A 17,851-nucleotide genomic window follows, 5' to 3' on the forward strand; every position below is an offset into this window, starting at 1 on the left:
TATGTCACACAAAGTTGTATCCATTGTACTAGGAGGAGGTCGAGGAACTCGGCTTTATCCGTTGACCGACCAGCGCTCCAAACCAGCAGTTCCAATAGCAGGAAAATATAGATTGGTCGATATTCCTATTTCAAATTGTCTTAATTCAGGTTATAACAAGATTTTTGTTCTAACGCAGTATAATTCAGCGTCACTGAATAAGCATATCAAGAATACATACAATTTTAGTGTGTTCAGTAAAGGTTTTGTTGATATTTTGGCTGCTGAACAGACCAACGAGGGGGATAGATGGTTTGAAGGAACAGCTGATGCGGTACGACGTACTCAAAAGAATTTAATCAATGTTGATTATGATTATGTACTGATTCTCTCCGGAGACCAATTGTATCAAATGGATTATGCAGCCATGGTAGATTTTCACGTAAAGAATGGTGGGGAAATCACTATTGGTACAATACCTGTTACTGGCAAAGAGGCTACAGGATTTGGTATCCTAAAATCTAGTGAGAATGGGGATGTAACAGCATTTATTGAAAAACCCTCTTCAGATTTATTACCAGATTGGACCTCCGAAGTTTCTGAAAATTTAGCGCATCAAGGTCGCAATTATCTTGCTTCTATGGGGATTTATGTGTTTTCGAAGGGGGTGTTGACGAGATTATTGGCTGAAAATCCAGGGATGGATTTTGGTAAGGAAATTATTCCAGAAGCGATAGGCAAAAGTAAGGTCTTAAGTTTTCCATTTGACAGCTATTGGACAGATATTGGTACTATAGCCTCATTCTTTGAAGCGAATATAAGTTTGACTGATAATATTCCTTTATTTAATCTATTTGGCGAACCAGTTTTTACACGCCCACGGATGTTGCCACCATCGAAGGTGTCTGGATCGACTCTTAATAATGCTATACTTGCTGATGGGTGTATTATCATGAGTGATAAAGTGGAGCAATCTGTAATAGGTGTGCGTTCTCGTATAGGTAGAGGAACAGTAATTAAACGTACTTATATGATGGGATCTGATTATTATGAAGATTTAAGCGAAGTTGTAAATATGACTTATTCTCAACAACCACCTCCAATTGGAGTAGGCGAGCGTTGTTATATTGAAAACGCTATTCTTGATAAAAATTGTAGGATAGGTAATGATGTGCGAATCGTAGGAGGTACGCATTTAGCTGATGAAGATTCTGAACATTACACTATCTGTGATGGAATCGTGGTAGTCAAAAAGAACGCTATAATTCCAAACGGAACCGTTATTGGACATTAAAAAGAAAGGCTTCAAAAATTTTTGAAGCCTTTCTTAGTATTATAGGATTTTTATTATGCTAATTTAGCTAATGCATCTTTCATTCTTCTTAGAGCTTCTATCAAATTCTCATCTGAAGCAGCATAAGATAAACGAATGTAATTATTGTTACCAAAAGAATCACCACCTACAGTTGCGATGTGACCATAGTTTAATAGATACAACGCTAAGTCTGATGAATCTTTGATCACATTTCCTTCAGGATCTTTTTTGCCAAAGAAAGAGCTAATTTCTGGGAAGAAATAGAAAGCACCTTCTGGCAAGTTAGTTTTCACGCCAGGAATTTCATTTAATAATCCATAGACTAACTGACGACGACGCGCGAAAGCTTCTTTCATTTCATTTACAGAGTCCAAACCTTGCTCATAGGCTACGATACCTGCACGTTGTGCAATAGAACATGTACCAGAAGTAGTTTGACCTTGCAATTTATCATTAGCTGCTGCAATCTCTTTATTTGCAGCGATATAACCTAATCTCCAGCCAGTCATTGCAAAAGCTTTAGAGAATCCGTTAATAATGATTACACGGTCTTTTACGCTTTCGAATTGAGCGATTGATTCATGTTTGTCAATGAAGTTAATGTGCTCGTAAATCTCATCAGAAATGATGAAAATATTTGGATGTTTTTCAAAAACTTCCACTAAAGCAGCTAACTCTTCTTTGCTGTATACTGAACCTGTAGGGTTACAAGGTGAAGAGAACATGAATACTTTAGACTTAGGTGTGATAGCAGCTTCTAGTTGCGCTGGTGTAATTTTGAAGTTGCTTTCGATATCGGTATCAATAAATACCGATTTACCTTCTGCTAAGTTTACCATTTCTGAGTAAGATACCCAGTAAGGTGTTGGGATGATTACCTCATCACCTGGATTTACTAATGTAAGAATTACGTTAGATAAAGATTGTTTTGCTCCTGTAGATACAACTATTTGAGAAATATCATAATCAAGACCGTTTTCATTTTTTAATTTGTTAACGATTGCTTGACGCAAATCTGGGTATCCAGGAACTGGAGAATATCTTGTGAAATTATCGTCTAATGCTTTCTTTGCAGCTTCCTTGACGTGTGTAGGTGTGTTGAAATCTGGTTCACCCACGCTAAGGCTGATTATGTTAATACCTTTTGCTGCTAACTCGCGACCCAATTTGGTCATTTTCAATGTAGCCGATTCTGAAAGGCTATTGATTCTATCTGATAAATATGATGCTGTACTCATAGTGGTACAAATATAATTATATAAAAACATTTTGCTGTTAGTTTTGAGATTATTTTAACAAAATGCACGGTGGGATACAAAATTGATATTTTGAGCTTTAAAAATACGTTTCTGGCAGGAATATATAGTGTCTCACAGCTGTCCTAAACAAATTTAGGTTGTAAAAAAATCTGCCTTCTTCTATTAATTAGGAAAGCTTTTCGTGAAAAATCAAATTATATCCTCGCTATTTTCTTTAGAAGAGGTGTCTACTGTTTTTTTGTGTAACTCGAAAAAATATTTTGTTCTAATAAATTATTTTCTGAAACAAAAAATGTATATTTATTCATATGATTAGCTAGTTATAATTTACTACACTTCAAAAGCTTTCATAAATTAACCTTATTCCGTCTTGTCGGATTGTATTAAACTTTAAGATTATGAAAACAGTAAAACATATTCTTCAATCAAAATCACCCGTAATTTATTCTGTTACTAGAAATACTTCTGTCCTCGATGCCCTCCAGATTATGATGGAGAAAAATATCAGTGCTCTGTTGGTGATAGAGGGGGGGAAACTTCTTGGGATTTTTACAGAAAGAGACTATGCCAGAAAAGTTGTTTTACATGGAAAATCATCTAAAAATACGGCTATAGGTGAAATCATGACCGCTGATCCTCATACTATCAGTACATCTGATTCCATAGAAAGTTGTATGGTTTTAATGACGGACAATCATTTTAGACACTTGCCCGTAGTGGAGTCTAATCAAGTTATTGCTATGCTATCTATAGGGGATTTGGTCAAATTCATCATTGAAGATCAAAAGCAAACTATAGATCATCTGCAAAGTTATATCCACAGTTAGAATTGGATTCACTCTGTCATTGTGTTTTCTTGTGCTAATACGTATATTTGGTTTATATGAAAATAGACCTCTTTATCGTATATCTATTGCTAAGTATTTTAGTTGCGTATTTTTTTCCTCAGTTGGCAATTTATGAAGGTGGTGCATTTTTAGATGCTATAACTTCCATTGGTGTTTCGCTCATTTTCTTTTTCTATGGTCTTAAGCTAAGTTTTGACCAGATAAAATCAGGTCTGAAGAATTGGAAACTTCATGTTGTTGTGCATCTAGCAACATTTGTCATCTTTCCTTTGGTGGTGTTAGTGTTTCGACCTTTTGTCGGTACGCTCATTTCGGAAAATACTTGGATAGGTTTCTTCTTTTTGGCAGCTCTTCCTTCTACAGTTTCATCTTCGGTGGTGATGGTATCACTCGCGAAGGGGAATATTCCTGCTGCTATTTTCAATTCCAGTATTTCGGGGTTGATAGGTGTTTTAATTACACCATTGTGGATGAGTTTATTTTTAGATTTTACCACCGAAAATGTTTTGGTTGATGTTTATGGTGGACTTATTCTTGAAATTATTCTCCCTGTGATTTTGGGATTACTTCTTCAAAAATATTGGGGACATTGGGCTTCAAAACATAGTAAAAAGTTATCCAATTTTGATAAATCTATTATTCTTCTTATTGTCTACAGTAGCTTTGCCCATTCTTTTGAAAATGGTATTTTTTCTACTTTAGGTGCTATCTTTTTGGTTGAATTATTTGTTGCAGTTATTCTTCTTTTTGTTTTAGTTTATAGTATTTTATATTTCTTGAGTAAATATATACTTCAATTTTCTCTTGAAGATCAAATTACCGCCTTATTTTGTGGTTCCAAAAAATCTTTAACACATGGAAGTGTGTTTGGCAAGTTTATTTTTATGAACAATCCGTATACAGGTTTTTTCTTCTTGCCCTTAATGATTTACCATGCTTTTCAAATTTTCATCATTACTTTTATTGCGCAACGTTATCATAATTGTTCTAAATGATTATCACTTTATTTAATGATATTTTAAATTATCATTGATTTTAATGATATTTGTTAATATCACTTTTTATAGTGATATTTAAATGTATTGTAAATGAAAGATTATGGGAAAAATATATGCTATACTAACAGGAGATATCGTAGGGTCAAGGAGAGCAGACATACAGAGATGGTTACCAGTTTTAGAAGAAGGTCTAAAGCATTATTCAAATAATTTTGATATTTTTAGAGGAGACAGCTTTCAAGTGTCGGTTCCAATAGATCGGTGTATAGAAGCTGTTTTTCTGATTAAATCGAATATATGTACGGTAGAACCTTTGGATGTGCGAATAGGATTAGGAATAGGAGAAATCAGTTATTGGGATGAGCACATCAAAAATTCTTCGGGAGAAGCCTTGATAAATTCTGGAGAGGCATTTGATACACTCGATAAAAATCTAATTTATGTCCGATCACCTTGGGCTGACTGGGATGAACCAACAAATATCATGTTACAATTGGCTACAGAATTGGCAAAAAGATGGACTGTAAATATGGCTCAAACGGTTTCGGCTCAAATTAAGAATCCACAAGTCAATCAAAATGAGTTAGCACGATTGTTGAATAGAAAATATCAAAGTCAAGTCAGTACCGAGTTAGGAAATGCGAATTGGCAAAAGATAAAAATGACGATAGATTATTGCACGAAAGAATTAATTAAAAGATGTTAGTCGTATTCTTAAAATTGCTATTAGCCCAAATTCTTGGAGACTTTGTTTTGCAGACGAAAACATTAGTACAACGACGAAAAGAGAATGTAGGCTATTTGTTTTTACATGTATTAATCCATGCTATTGTTCTAGTTATATTCTTCTATCCTGAGCTTCAATTATACTGGATTTCTATTGCCTTTATTACATTTTCACATCTAGCTATAGACAGCTTAAAAATTTGGTTAGAGGGAAAATATCCTGCAAAGCCTTTATTTTTCTTCTGTATTGATCAAATTCTACATTTAGCCGTTTTGGGCACTGTTGCTTTCTATAATTTTGGCTTTCCGCCGTTAAGTTATGAACTATTATTTTCAATCGATACTTTATTATACCTAATTGCTTTTTTATTAGTAGCTGTAGTGAGCCCTATATTTTTACGTTTATTTTTTTCCAAATGGGACAAAGAATTTGAATTTCAAAATAAACGTAAAGAAAGCCTAATGCATGCTGGGCTTTTGATAGGGATTATGGAACGTCTGATTATCGTATTATTTATTCAGGTGGGATTTTTGTCTGGAATTGGATTTCTATTGGCCGCCAAATCAATTTTCAGATTTGGTGATTTAGCTAATGCAAAAGATACTAAATTTACAGAGTATATCTTAGTGGGGACATTAGCGAGCTTTATCATTGCTATTGGAATAGGATATGCCTTGCGTTTAGCTTTAAAATATACCTAACATACTAATCTATAAAATGAAAAACTTACTAATGTCATGCCTAACTGTTGCATGGAGTACTTCAATGTTATTTGCTCAAGATTTAAAGAATGAAGTTCAAAAAATAGCAGATCAATATAAAGCGGTCGGGGTAGCTTATGTTGTGGTCAAAGATGGACGAATTATTGGAAAAAATGCTATCGGAAAAAGTTCGTTGGAAAATAATACTCCGTTGGATGTAGATCGTAATATTTTTAGAATAGCCTCTATCTCAAAGTCATTTACTTCCACAGCGTTAATGCAGCTGGTAGAAAAGAAAAAAATCTCTTTGGATGATGATTTTGGAGATTTGGTGGGTTTTGTGGTGCGCAACCCTAAATATCCAGAAACCAAAATAACTTTACGTATGGTGTTATCACACACATCAAGTATAAACGATGTAAATGGCTATTTTGATTTGGATGTGATTAATCCTTCCAAAAATTCGAATTGGCAAAAGAGTTATAATGATTACGCACCGGGAACGAAATATGAGTATTGTAATCTAAACTTTAATATGGCTGGAGCGGTCTTAGAACGTCTCACAAACATTCGTTTTGATACCTATATTCGCCAACAAATCCTCAATCCATTGGGATTATACGGAGGGTATTGTATCGATTCTTTGGACAATACACGTTTTGCCTCCCTATATGGTTACGATAGTAAAAATGATAAATTCATTCACGAACCCCTGGCATACAATCCTCGAAGCGAAGAAGTGCGAAATCATGTCTTAGGAGAGACTACTCCAATATTTTCACCAACAGGCGGGATGAAAATTTCAGCTGTCGATTTAGCGAAATATATGATAATGCATATGAATTACGGTAAATCAGGAAAAGTGAAAATATTAGGTAAAAAGTATTCGAAATTGATGCAAACTAAGATTTCGGAAGATTCAGGCTATGGTTTAGCATTATTGGAAACCACTAAGTTGATTCCTGGGCAGCATATGGTAGGGCATACAGGATCGGCGTACGGTTTGTACAGTTCTATGTTTTTTAATACTAAAGAGAAGTTTGGAATAGTGGTGATTACGAACGGGTGTGTTTTAGAATATGAAAATGGGGAAGTAGCCTTGCCTGCTAAAATCACCAATTTACTATATGAAAAGCTAATAAAGTAACAGCGTATTAGAAATTAGGTTCCCAAAAATTGGCTTGTTTTTTGTATTTTATATCGATATAATTATAAAGGAGAATAAATTATGGGTAAAATTTTGGGAACTTTTGTGCTTACGATAATACTGTTTACCACAGTAAATGCTCAGACTTTGAATCTATATGATGTGCGTAAAGATTTTAACAAAGGTGTGAAAGATGTGGATCTTTGTAAAAAATATCTCCAAACTTTGCAAGCTAAAGCCAAAACTCCTTTAGAAAAAGGCTACGAAGCAGCATTTCATATGTTTATGGCAAAACATACTTCCAATCCATTTAAGAAAATGGGATATTTTAAGGATGGTAAGAAAATGTTGGAAAGCCAAATCAAAACCGAACCTAATAATATAGAATTACGATTTATTCGCTTGTGTATTCAGTACCATATACCAGATTTTTTAGGGTATAAATCTAATATTGAGGAAGATAAAAGTTTCTTGGTATCTAACCTTTATAAACTAGAAGATGATAAGACCAAAGATATCATTTATAATTACCTCAAAGGGGCTAACATGTATAAACAATCTGAGTTAGCTTTGCTAGCTCGATAACTTTCAAAACTTTCTTTCATTCCTGTTGTTTATATACTAGTTATATCCACTAAATTATTTCAACTTATGGCAACAGTAAAAGAGAAAAAAGCTTCGGCATCTACAGCTAAGTCCGCAGCTACAACGAAAACACGTGATACAGCTTCAAAAGAGAATAAATCAGAATCTGGAAAGATTGCAGCAAAAAAAGATGCAGCGAAAGATTTGCAAGATTTATTCGAAGATGGTTTAAAAGATATTTATTGGGCTGAAAAAGCATTGAAAAAAGAACTTCCAAAAATGGAGAAAAATGCAACTTCTCCGGATTTAAAAGCTGCTATTGCTAGCCATTTGATCGAAACGGAAGAACATATTAAGCGATTGGAAGCTGCTTTTAAATCTATTGGTAAAAAAGCAGAAGCTGAAAAATGCGATGCAATGGATGGATTATTGGAAGAGGGGAAGGGTATCATAAAGGAAACCGAAATTGGTGCAGTTCGTGATGCTGGAATTATCGCAGCCGCTCAGAAAGTAGAACATTATGAAATTGCGACTTATGGGACTTTAGCAGCTTTTGCAAAAGTATTAGGTCATAAAGAAGCTTTGAAATTGTTATTAGCAACTTTGAAGGAAGAGAAACAATGTGACAAAACTTTAACAGGCTTGGCAGACACCAATCTAAATTCAAAAGCCGAATAAAGAAACTGTTCCAATACAATAGATATATTCTTAAATGCAAAAAGCGAAGCCCAGGCTTCGCTTTTTTATCGCGGTTTCTCCAAAGACGTTGATAGAAACTATTTAAAACATTAATTAAAAATCAACTTTGATTCGCGCCCGAATTCCCCAATCTGAAACATTTGGTTGATTCAGGTAATTCAAACGCTTCACGTAATCTACGCGTAATACTTTGAATATATTTCCTAAGCCAACACTAGCTTCCATATACGGTTTGTCGCCAAATGTAAATGAAGAAATTTCATTATCTATATTTCTTTGCCAAGCAAATAAATCACGGTTATATGTTGGGTTATTTTGATCTCTCAAACCACCGTACAAACCTTTGAAACTAAATACTTCACGCAGTTGTAGTTTCTTAATTAAAGGTAGCTTGTTTAAAATAAAGCCATTCATGTAATATTGTACATTAATCGAAGCGTGATGATCAGAAATGAATTCCATAAAGTTCATCAAATTGTACGATTGCAATTGATAAGCGTATGTTTGATTTGCTCGGTGCAATGTTAATAGCGGATAAGGAATATTATCTCCTAGAATATAGGTTCCATCCAAATTCACATCAGCATATCCAAATTGTGATAAATACACTCGCTTGAATACACCTGCGGTGAAATTATGGTAATTATATTCTCCGTCAAGCACGCCTTTAATTCCAGCTGTATAATTGAAAGTGAAAATCGGATATTCATTGTAAATAGGAGTTCGGTACAATTTACCTTGATAATATTGTTCTTTTGGAGCCCATCTAAATCCAATATTCGCTTCTGTCGTATTTACTTCGTTAATAATGGTAGGATCTCCCATTTCTGGAATAATCTGATAGCGAATTACACCCGCAGGAGTTTGTTTCCATTTGGTCAAGCCAGCATTAATGGAAAAGTGATTTTCAAATTCTGCTTTGTATTCTATTTTGTATGTATCATTGTACAAATAGCTTTTGTTTTCACCACGTTTGAAAGACAATAACACATTATCTTCTTGAATAAATTCTAAATTTTGTCCGGGGATTTTAGTGTCGTGCTGATAGGATGCACGAATGTAGTGTTGCGGAAATTTATAAACTGACTTATTGTTTATCGAGTATGTTCCACTGACGAAATATTTCCATTTTTTATCTTCAAAACCATAAGCCGCATATGCTTCCGAGAAGAAACGAGTGCTTAACTGTTCTGTTGTACGACCTCCAATACGCAAACGAAGTCCTTCTACCGGATTGTAGCTGTAAAAAGTATTAACTGGACCAATTTCTACTGGACCTGCTTGCTTATATCCCGAAAGAATCAAAGCTGCCACATCCATAAATCTACGAAACGATGGCATCGTTTGTAGTGAGTCAATATTTTGATAAATTGCTTTCTCTTGGTTGGTCAAAGGTGCTTGACGTAATCCAGCCCAATATTGTCTTTGATTTGTTGCTGGAGCTTTTTCTATAATCTTTTCTACCTCAGCGCCTGCATATAAAGAATCGGGTCTATGCATTCCATTGACATAATCCTTATAATACACGACACGATTTCCTTGTACACCTTTACCTTTTCCTGTCAAAGCAAAATCAATTCCCAATGCACTCCGACTTAAAAAATATTTGTTAATATTATCTTTTTCAAAAGTAAGTTCAATATTTAAATCACGGACAAAATTAAGGTTGATATCCTCGCTAACTTTCATTTTAGTGCCTTGAACAGCATATTGGCCATCCAAAGTAACGTAGAGTTTTCCTTGAAATAAGAAATCGCCCTTACTTCGTGGAAAGAAACTTAGCTCTACGAGATAAGATTTTGAGGTTTTAATCGTATCCGTGATGTAATACCGGTAGAATGTAGGGGCACTATTAGCAATTGGACTTAAAAATTGGTTGGTCAACAACGTAATGTTATTATCGTAGATGTCCACTTTATCATACAGCTTGTTGAAATAATTCGCTAAACCTTCGTTGTCCACAAATTTAGGATCAAATTCAGCCTTTTGCTCTGCGATTATATATTGTTTTGTTTTCTTAGGATCGTTTCTGTAATAAACTTTAGACACTTTTTCTTCCATGTAAGCAGGAAGAACATATGTTGATGTACTGTCTGATTGTTTTTGAAATAAGAATTGATAGTTTTTGAATGCTTTTTTATTAACGAATTTTTCAGAAAGGTTACTTAATCCCAAAGAGATTTTTTCATATTGTTCGAACTCCACAAAATCTTGCCCCGTTAATCTGTTTTGGTCGCGATGATCAATTACTTGACGGATTAATTCAACAGCAGGATTATTTTTATTGGAATATTTTAATCTAGGCTTTTTGATTATAACTTCAGCAATTTCATTTTCTGCAGCTAAAGCAATAGAAAAATAAGTCTTACCTAAAGATAAATCCAAATCTTGAGATGGATAACCTACGTAACTCACGCGTACCTTTACATTCTTATTGGGAAGGGAAAATTCAAAATTACCCAGTTCGTCTGTTTTTGTAGCTTGCGTACTTCCAACAATCGCTATTGTAGCAAATTCTATTGGCTCTTTTGTTTCCTTATCTATAACATTTCCCTTAATTTTAAAGGATTGCGCCATCGAAACTAAGCTAAAGAATAAGCTGAAAAATAATAAAATACTCCTATTCAAATAATATTTCATGTTAATTGCAGGTCTAAACTTTTGACTTTTTATATTTTTTGTTCAAAAATTCTAATGCAAATTAACTACTTATTTCTTTTACTTATATCTGCAAATAATCACTTTGACTTTGGTGTGATATAAATTGAAGTACAATACAATTTTATTACAAAACTACTATATGTCGACGATCTGTTTTTCAACTTCTCATATATCTTAAAAAGAATATTGTGCTATGGTGGAGATACTAAAATAGTTAGAATTATACTATAGAAAAACAGCCTCTAATTGTAGAAGAGGGTAAAATTGGGGTAAAGTACCATTTGGCGTCACACTAATGCTATCTTTATTATTATATTTAAATTAAATAACTTAATAATAATGAAAATGTTTCTCTTGCTAATATTGCTCCAAATTGGATTTGTTTGCACTGTATTTTCTCAGTCTTTCAGAGATACGGTATCTGCACACACATATGTTCCTTATGGGATTGTTAAATTAGATTCTGTAATAAAAAATGGTATTATGTATAGGTATCATACAAATGCTACTGGAAGATATTATATAAGTAGTGATGATAAAAATTTTACGACATCAAATATGAAAATAGGTAGTAAATTTCATAAAATTAAAAATTTAGGACGCTTAAAAAATTATATAGGGTGGGGTTATTATTTGGAATTACCTGCTGGTTGGAATGCTTATCTATGTATGGATAAATCAGAAATTGATAGCTCTAAAGTATTATTCTTTTTTTCAATGGAAAAAGAAATTTTTGAAAGTATTTTAGAAAAATAGATATGTAAGGAGTACCATTAGCTAAGTGTCAATGGTACTCTTTTTTACGTAATTACTTCGGTAACTTCGGATTTTTAAAAAAGTCCTTGAATAATGTAGTGTTCTGTTGTACCAACCATTCGTAGATTTTTGCGCCATGTGATAATCTTTTGACGCCTAATTCTGTAAGTCTCTCTACCGAAGGAAGGTTTTCTGTTAAAAATACATTGAGTGGTAAGGAAGTCTGCTTTAACAAACTTTCAATATCATCAACAGATTCTATCAGCGGAACAAAAAGTCCATCCGCACCGGCGTTTGTATATATTTTAGCTCTATTAATAGCTTCTTCCAAAGGCGATTTGTGTTTGGTAGTGTAGGAGTCAGTACGTGCGTTTATAAAGATTTCTTTCGTTTCTGCTTTGATGGCTTGGATTTTTTGTTGGAGCAATTCCGCATCCCCCAATATGCGTTTACCATTTTTCACTTGTCCATCTTCTAAATTTATTCCAACAACTCCTAGATCTGCCAACCTTTTGACGTTTTGTGCTACTTTGTCTGGATTATCTGAGTACCCAGATTCAAAATCAACAGATACTGGAATATCTACAGCTTTAACTATTCTCTCTACTATAAAAAGCAGCTCGTCAACAGTGATTTGTTCTCCATCCTCGTAACCCATTGCATTTGCAATGGCATGACTCGAACTTCCTAAAGCCTTAAAGCCAGCTTCCTGCGCAATCTTCGCCGAGTTGGCATCCCATACATTGCCTAGAATAAGCAAATCGGGTTGTGTGTGTAGTTTTTTGAAATTAGTATACATCATTCTATATCTTTGAAAATATAACATTCGACAGTTGTAAAATGTTTTCTATACATTTTTAACGTCAATTTTTTTAAAATTTATATTTTTATGGCTAAACTAAATAAACATAAATGGCTTCAGGAATTTTCGCAGTATTAGATGATATCGCTGCGCTCATGGACGACGTTGCAGTCGCAAGTAAAATAGCAACCCGTAAAACCGCAGGTATATTGGGAGATGACCTGGCTGTAAATGCGGAAAAAGCTACAGGCTTTCTATCATCAAGAGAAATTCCGGTGCTTTGGGCAATCACAAAAGGTTCTTTTGTAAATAAATTAATTATCATTCCTTTAGTATTCTTATTACAGATTTTTCTGCCCATAGCTATTAAGATTGTTCTAATTATTGGTGGTTTGTATTTAGCTTATGAAGGCGTCGAGAAAATCGTTGAATTTCTTTTTCATCGTAAAAAGAAAGGGGAAGAAGTCATAGAGGAGATCAAAGAAGACGGGGAAGCTAATGAAAAAGCAAAAATAAAATCAGCCATCACTACAGATTTTATACTTTCTGTAGAGATTGTAATTATAGCTTTGGCTACGGTTTTGGATCGTTCATTATCTGTTCAAATTATTACGGTAAGCGCCGTAGCATTTTTAGCCACTGTGGGAGTTTATGGGATTGTAGCTTTAATTGTTCGTATGGATGATGCTGGCTTTAAGTTGATTAGAAAATCAAGAAATGAAGGTTTTGTCGCGGCATTGGGAAAAGGATTGGTTATTTCTTTACCTGTAGTTATAAAAATATTATCTGTTGTAGGTACTATTGCTTTATTAATGGTATCAGGGGGAATATTCGTTCATAATATTGATTTTTTTCATCACCTATTACCTACATGGAATAATACGTTGAAAGAAAGCTTAATAGGCTTTGGGATGGGATTAATTGTTGTTATTGTAATCACATTAATCAAAAAAGTAGTATATGCGATAAAAAAATAAATCAACTAAACTATAAACAATTATGAGAAGTAACTTAGTATTAATTGTCTTATTTACTACTATTCATCTGGGCTATTCGCAGTCAAAATCGACTTTAGAATTGCCCATAGGGCAAGATGAATATTGGTGGGGAGGAGTGGTAGCGCAAGGCTCTAGTATGCCTTTTTTACATCCAGCTAGAGAATATGATTTAGCAAGGGAAAATTCAAATAATCAGGTAGTTCCTCTGTTTGTTTCCAACAAAGGGCGTTTTATTTGGAGTGATAAACCTATAAAATTCGCTGTTATGGGGGAGAAAATCGTAATTAATTCAGATTATGAAGAATTAAAAATTCAGCAATCTGGGAATACTTTAAAATCTGCTTACTTAGTGGCGTGTACAAAGTATTTTCCTGCATCTGGAGTTCTTCCAGCAGAAGAATTTTTTACCAAACCACAGTACAATACATGGATTGAGTTGATGTATAACCAAAATCAAGATGATATCCTAAAATATGCGCAAGTTATTGTGGACAACAAGTTTCCGACAGGTGTTTTGATGATTGATGACAATTGGCAACGCTATTATGGAAATTTTGATTTTAGGTCCGAAAAATTTCCCGATCCAAAAGGTATGATTCAAAAACTTCATTCTCAAGGTTTCAAAGTGATGTTGTGGATATGTCCTTTTTTAAGTCCTGATAGTCCGGAGTATCGTGAATTAGCCCAGAAAGGTTATTTAATAAAGAGGAAAGGCAAGGATGAGCCTGCGATCCTAAATTGGTGGAATGGTCAGTCTGCATGTTATGATTTGACAAATCCTGCTGCTTTTAATCATTTCGTTTCTATATTGAAAAAAATGCAAGCAGATTATGGAATCGACGGATTCAAATTTGATGCTGGTGATAATGCTTTTTATGAGGAGAACTTGCTTGATAGTTATGATAAGAATGCCCTATCGGTAGATCATACATTAGCATGGGCTAGATTGGGATTAGAGTTTCCATTTAATGAATATAGAGCAGGATGGAAAATGGGTGGACAGCCGCTTATTCAGCGTTTGGGCGATAAAACGTATTTTTGGAATTCGGTACGCATCTTAATTCCTGATATGATAGCCGCTGGATTGTTGGGTTATGCATACACTTGCCCTGATATGATTGGTGGAGGAGAGTTTACGACATTTTTGAACAAAAAAGCAGAGGATTTCGACCAATCTTTAATTGTACGTTCAGCACAGGTACATGCGTTGATGCCCATGATGCAATATTCTGTAGCTCCTTGGCGTATTCTGAACAAAGAAAATCTAGAAATCGTTCGTCAATGTGCTGTATTGCATGAAAAATTTGGTAGCTATATTCTAGATGTTGCCAAGCAATCTTCTAAAACTGGCGAGCCTATTTTAAGACATTTGGAATACGAATTTCCAGGACAAGGTTTCGCAACGGTGTCAGACCAATTTATGCTAGGAGAGAAATATTTAGTAGCTCCAGTTGTGGATAATAAATTAGAAAGAGAGGTCAAATTACCTAAAGGATTCAAATGGAAAGATGATCTTGGCAAAATTTACAAAGGTGGTAAAACCTATAAATTGGATGTACCAATATCTAGATTACTATATTTTGAAAAAAAAATAGTTTAATTTAATAAATCATTACGGGCTTACTAGGTAAGCCCGTTTTTTTATAGTATGGATTTATACTTTATTTGTTCTCTATTAATTTTATATCTCTTGTGATATCTCTTTCAATTGCAATATCAATTTTAAAAATTATACTTAAGATAACACCTGCTACCAGAGTTACTGGAAATACAATAGCTAGAATGATGACCAATAAAAGTGGAAGATTGACAATGTTGTTTCCAGATTTGGAAGTTGCTACAAATCTCGAATTGTTGATATTAGAGAATAAAAATTTAATCATATTATTAATGCTACTTCCGTTGATTGTAAATATTCTTTTCGTTGCCATAATGTTCTTTATTTTAAATGTTATTTGTTCAAATTTTATATTCAAAGATACAGCGGAAAGAGAAGCGATAGGATAGTGGATAGGTGGAAGAGCATGAAAACTCGGTAAAAGAGGAGGGAATTCGGTGAAAATAAAATCGTCATTCCGAATAAATAAGTAAAGTTTGATAATCTAAAATTTAGATTTCTCACTACACTCCGTTTCGTTCGAAATGACGATGTTAAGTGCGTCATCTCATTTTAGAAATGACAACTATGTGAGTAATTATTTCTTTAACGCTTTTTCGTAACGGGCTGAAACTTCATCCCAATTAATAACATTCCAAATAGAAGTTAAGTAGTCTGCACGTTTGTTTTGGTAACGTAAATAGTAAGCGTGTTCCCACACATCAACTCCTAAAATAGGCGTTCCTTTTTCTTCAACTACGTCCATCAATGGATTATCTTGATTTGGAGTTGATGAAACAAATAATTTACCTGCTTTGTCAACAGATAACCATGACCATCCAGAACCGAAACGAGTGGCACCCGCTGCATTGATTTTTTCTTTCAACGCATCTAAAGAACCAAAAGTATCATTAATCGCTTTCTCTAATTTTGCAGATGGTTTTGTTCCTACATTTGGAGTCAGGATAGACCAAAACAATTCGTGATTGTAATGACCACCTCCATTATTACGAACTGCTGCAGATTGTTTCGAAATAGAACCCAAGATCGATTCAATACTTTCTTTTTCTGTCGCTGTACCCGCAATAGCTTTATTTAAGTTAGCTGTATAAGCTGCTGCATGTTTGATATAGTGAATTTCCATTGTTTGTGCATCAATAGCACCTTCCAAAGCGTTGTACGCATACGGAAGTGGCGTTTGTTTGAATTGCGCAAAAGTAGCCTGTGAAGCAAATATCGCTGTAGCCAAAAAAGCTGATTTTAGTATATTCATAGTATTTGTTTTTGTTTTAAAGATAAGCTTTGTTGATATTCAATACAAATCGACTTGGTTTTATAACAGTATTTTAACAAATTAGAACGCTAGTGATAACCCGTACGAAACTTGTTGGAGTGGATTCTTCAGGAGATTGAAACTTGAGGATTCAGTTTTTGAAACATCAAATTTATTTGATGAATATGATATTAGATCATTAAGTCTGACTTCAATACCTAGACACTTATATAAATTGTATCTTGCTCCTATATTTATGCTTGAAAAAGTTCCTTTAGATGAAATATCATTAAAAGTATAGTCACTTTTATGCTTTATTGTAGTATAACTCGTATTAAGCTCAGAAAATAGTTGAAATTTTGTTATATCTATTAGATTGTACTGTATAAAACCACCAAATTGATTGCCTGTTAGTTTTGAGTATAAATTGCCATCGTTTTCGGTCTTATCATTTGATATTGCATATGAAAATCCTATTCCCCATTTATTATTGAGTTTATACATTATTCTTGGACTGATTTGAAAATAGCTGTTGGAATACTGTTGAGTTTCAGTGTCGCTTTTACTATTATTAAATCTGAATGATGATGAAATAATGAACTTACTTTCTTGAGCATAAGAAATTGAGTAAGCAAACAAAGTGATTAGAAATATTATAAAAGTTTTCATATTATTAGAATTGGTAGTTGAATGAAAGGTATGCATTTGAAAATGTAGACTGCAAAATAGATGTATAAGATTGCTTCGCATCACTTAAATCATAATATAGCCTGCCATGTGTTACTACAGATGGTATATTTAACTGAGCTGCAAGTCCATGAAAAAGTTTATAAGAAGCCCCAAGTCCTAAATCAACTTCATATATATCTATCTTAGTTGTTCCTTTTGATTCATAATAGGAGGATGTGTATGTCGGCTCATATCCCATAGTTGCACCTCTTGATTCATATGTATTTTTACTTTTTATGAAAGCAGGTTTGAGTTGGATAAAGGCGTTAAATTTTGAAGATTTTTTCTTTACGTACAATCTAGAAAAAATCCCAAAACTATTTAATGAAAGTGATTGATCATAAGACTCAGTTTTTGAGGCGTCTTCCATTCGTTCATCTGAAATTCTAATTCTATTCTCATTTGAGTGGGCGTATTCAACACCTAAGCTTAAATGATTATTAAGATAGAAACCAAATATTGGAGCAATTCTGGTGTTTTGCATCTCTTCCTCACTTGAAATTCTTACATTTTCTGATTTATTAGTTTTTGATCGCTGGTGTTTTCCTCCAAGTTCAATAAAATAATTTGAACTTTGCGCATGTGATAGTGCTGGAAATAGAATCAGCGCTATTCCAATAAGTTTTTTTACAGTAAAGGTTTTTGTCATATAGAATTGGTTAAATTTATTGTAAATCAGTTTAAAGATAGGGCATTATTGAATATCTAGTGTATTCATATCGATAATCTAACATTATTTAACAAAATCAAAAAAACCTCACCAAATTTGGAGGACAT

Annotated in this window: 18 protein-coding genes; 11 read left to right on the forward strand and 7 right to left on the reverse strand. The window is 33.7% G+C overall.

Annotated elements, in window-relative coordinates; all coding sequences use genetic code 11:
- Position 1: 1 nt before the first annotated feature.
- Positions 2 to 1,273, forward strand: a complete 1,272-nt coding sequence (locus G5B32_RS07970) for a glucose-1-phosphate adenylyltransferase (RefSeq protein WP_165291006.1) — start codon at positions 2 to 4, stop codon at positions 1,271 to 1,273.
- A gap of 53 nt (positions 1,274 to 1,326) precedes the next feature.
- Here the strand turns inward: G5B32_RS07970 and G5B32_RS07975 are convergent, their stop codons facing one another.
- Positions 1,327 to 2,532, reverse strand: coding sequence for a pyridoxal phosphate-dependent aminotransferase (locus G5B32_RS07975; RefSeq protein ID WP_240899028.1), 1,206 nt, complete (start codon positions 2,530 to 2,532; stop codon positions 1,327 to 1,329).
- A 419-nt stretch (positions 2,533 to 2,951) separates the two neighbouring features.
- On the opposite strand from G5B32_RS07975, the gene G5B32_RS07980 reads away from it, so the two are divergent.
- The 7 genes from G5B32_RS07980 to G5B32_RS08010 all read left to right on the forward strand — a co-directional run bounded on the left by G5B32_RS07980 (position 2,952) and on the right by G5B32_RS08010 (position 8,237).
- Positions 2,952 to 3,380, forward strand: a complete 429-nt coding sequence (locus G5B32_RS07980) for a CBS domain-containing protein (RefSeq protein ID WP_165291007.1) — start codon at positions 2,952 to 2,954, stop codon at positions 3,378 to 3,380.
- Between the two features lie 56 nt (positions 3,381 to 3,436).
- The gene (locus G5B32_RS07985) at positions 3,437 to 4,396 is read left to right on the forward strand and encodes a bile acid:sodium symporter family protein (protein WP_165291008.1); all 960 of its coding nucleotides are present in this window, start codon (positions 3,437 to 3,439) and stop codon (positions 4,394 to 4,396) included.
- Between the two features lie 103 nt (positions 4,397 to 4,499).
- Positions 4,500 to 5,105 (forward strand): hypothetical protein, encoded by a 606-nt coding sequence (locus tag G5B32_RS07990; protein ID WP_165291009.1) that lies wholly within the window; start codon positions 4,500 to 4,502, stop codon positions 5,103 to 5,105.
- Positions 5,099 to 5,827, forward strand: a complete 729-nt coding sequence (locus G5B32_RS07995) for a DUF3307 domain-containing protein (RefSeq protein WP_165291010.1) — start codon at positions 5,099 to 5,101, stop codon at positions 5,825 to 5,827. Before G5B32_RS07990 ends, G5B32_RS07995 begins: the two co-directional genes overlap by 7 nt.
- Before the next feature lie 16 nt (positions 5,828 to 5,843).
- Positions 5,844 to 6,974, forward strand: a complete 1,131-nt coding sequence (locus G5B32_RS08000; protein WP_165291011.1) for a serine hydrolase domain-containing protein — start codon at positions 5,844 to 5,846, stop codon at positions 6,972 to 6,974.
- 81 nt (positions 6,975 to 7,055) lie between these two features.
- Positions 7,056 to 7,559 carry a hypothetical protein gene (locus G5B32_RS08005; protein WP_165291012.1) on the forward strand — a complete coding sequence of 168 codons (504 nt, stop codon included), beginning with the start codon at positions 7,056 to 7,058 and terminating at the stop codon, positions 7,557 to 7,559.
- Between the two features lie 66 nt (positions 7,560 to 7,625).
- A complete protein-coding gene (locus G5B32_RS08010; RefSeq protein WP_165291013.1) occupies positions 7,626 to 8,237 on the forward strand; it encodes a ferritin-like domain-containing protein in 612 nt (203 codons plus the stop codon).
- 114 nt (positions 8,238 to 8,351) lie between these two features.
- Here the strand turns inward: G5B32_RS08010 and G5B32_RS08015 are convergent, their stop codons facing one another.
- Entirely contained in the window at positions 8,352 to 10,835 is a 2,484-nt protein-coding gene (locus tag G5B32_RS08015) for a DUF5686 and carboxypeptidase-like regulatory domain-containing protein (RefSeq protein WP_240899029.1), read from the reverse strand.
- 423 nt (positions 10,836 to 11,258) lie between these two features.
- Between G5B32_RS08015 and G5B32_RS08020 the strand changes: the two genes are divergently transcribed.
- Positions 11,259 to 11,675 carry a hypothetical protein gene (locus G5B32_RS08020; RefSeq protein ID WP_165291015.1) on the forward strand — a complete coding sequence of 139 codons (417 nt, stop codon included), beginning with the start codon at positions 11,259 to 11,261 and terminating at the stop codon, positions 11,673 to 11,675.
- Positions 11,676 to 11,727: 52 nt separating this feature from the next.
- On the opposite strand, the gene G5B32_RS08025 is transcribed toward G5B32_RS08020, so the two are convergent.
- Positions 11,728 to 12,501, reverse strand: a complete 774-nt coding sequence (locus tag G5B32_RS08025) for an isocitrate lyase/phosphoenolpyruvate mutase family protein (RefSeq protein ID WP_223815191.1) — start codon at positions 12,499 to 12,501, stop codon at positions 11,728 to 11,730.
- Positions 12,502 to 12,587: 86 nt separating this feature from the next.
- Here G5B32_RS08025 and G5B32_RS08030 point away from each other — a divergent pair, with 86 nt between their 5' ends.
- Positions 12,588 to 13,454, forward strand: coding sequence for a DUF808 domain-containing protein (locus G5B32_RS08030; RefSeq protein WP_165291017.1), 867 nt, complete (start codon positions 12,588 to 12,590; stop codon positions 13,452 to 13,454).
- Between the two features lie 22 nt (positions 13,455 to 13,476).
- Positions 13,477 to 15,075 carry a glycoside hydrolase family 31 protein gene (locus G5B32_RS08035; protein WP_165291018.1) on the forward strand — a complete coding sequence of 533 codons (1,599 nt, stop codon included), beginning with the start codon at positions 13,477 to 13,479 and terminating at the stop codon, positions 15,073 to 15,075.
- Positions 15,076 to 15,136: 61 nt separating this feature from the next.
- Here G5B32_RS08035 and G5B32_RS08040 read toward each other — a convergent pair whose 3' ends face one another.
- From G5B32_RS08040 to G5B32_RS08055, 4 genes are all read right to left on the reverse strand, one after another.
- Entirely contained in the window at positions 15,137 to 15,406 is a 270-nt protein-coding gene (locus G5B32_RS08040) for a DUF4342 domain-containing protein (RefSeq protein WP_165291019.1), read from the reverse strand.
- Between the two features lie 264 nt (positions 15,407 to 15,670).
- Complete coding sequence (locus tag G5B32_RS08045) at positions 15,671 to 16,345, reverse strand: superoxide dismutase (RefSeq protein WP_165291020.1); 675 nt, start codon at positions 16,343 to 16,345, stop codon at positions 15,671 to 15,673.
- A gap of 81 nt (positions 16,346 to 16,426) precedes the next feature.
- The gene (locus G5B32_RS08050; protein ID WP_165291021.1) at positions 16,427 to 17,014 is read right to left on the reverse strand and encodes an outer membrane beta-barrel protein; all 588 of its coding nucleotides are present in this window, start codon (positions 17,012 to 17,014) and stop codon (positions 16,427 to 16,429) included.
- A 4-nt stretch (positions 17,015 to 17,018) separates the two neighbouring features.
- Positions 17,019 to 17,723: a hypothetical protein gene (locus G5B32_RS08055; RefSeq protein WP_165291022.1), complete on the reverse strand. Its 705-nt coding sequence runs from the start codon at positions 17,721 to 17,723 to the stop codon at positions 17,019 to 17,021.
- Positions 17,724 to 17,851 lie beyond the last annotated feature (128 nt).

Origin of the sequence: Sphingobacterium sp. SGL-16 (assembly GCF_011043515.1) — a bacterium.
In the GTDB taxonomy this organism is placed as follows: domain Bacteria; phylum Bacteroidota; class Bacteroidia; order Sphingobacteriales; family Sphingobacteriaceae; genus Sphingobacterium; species Sphingobacterium litopenaei.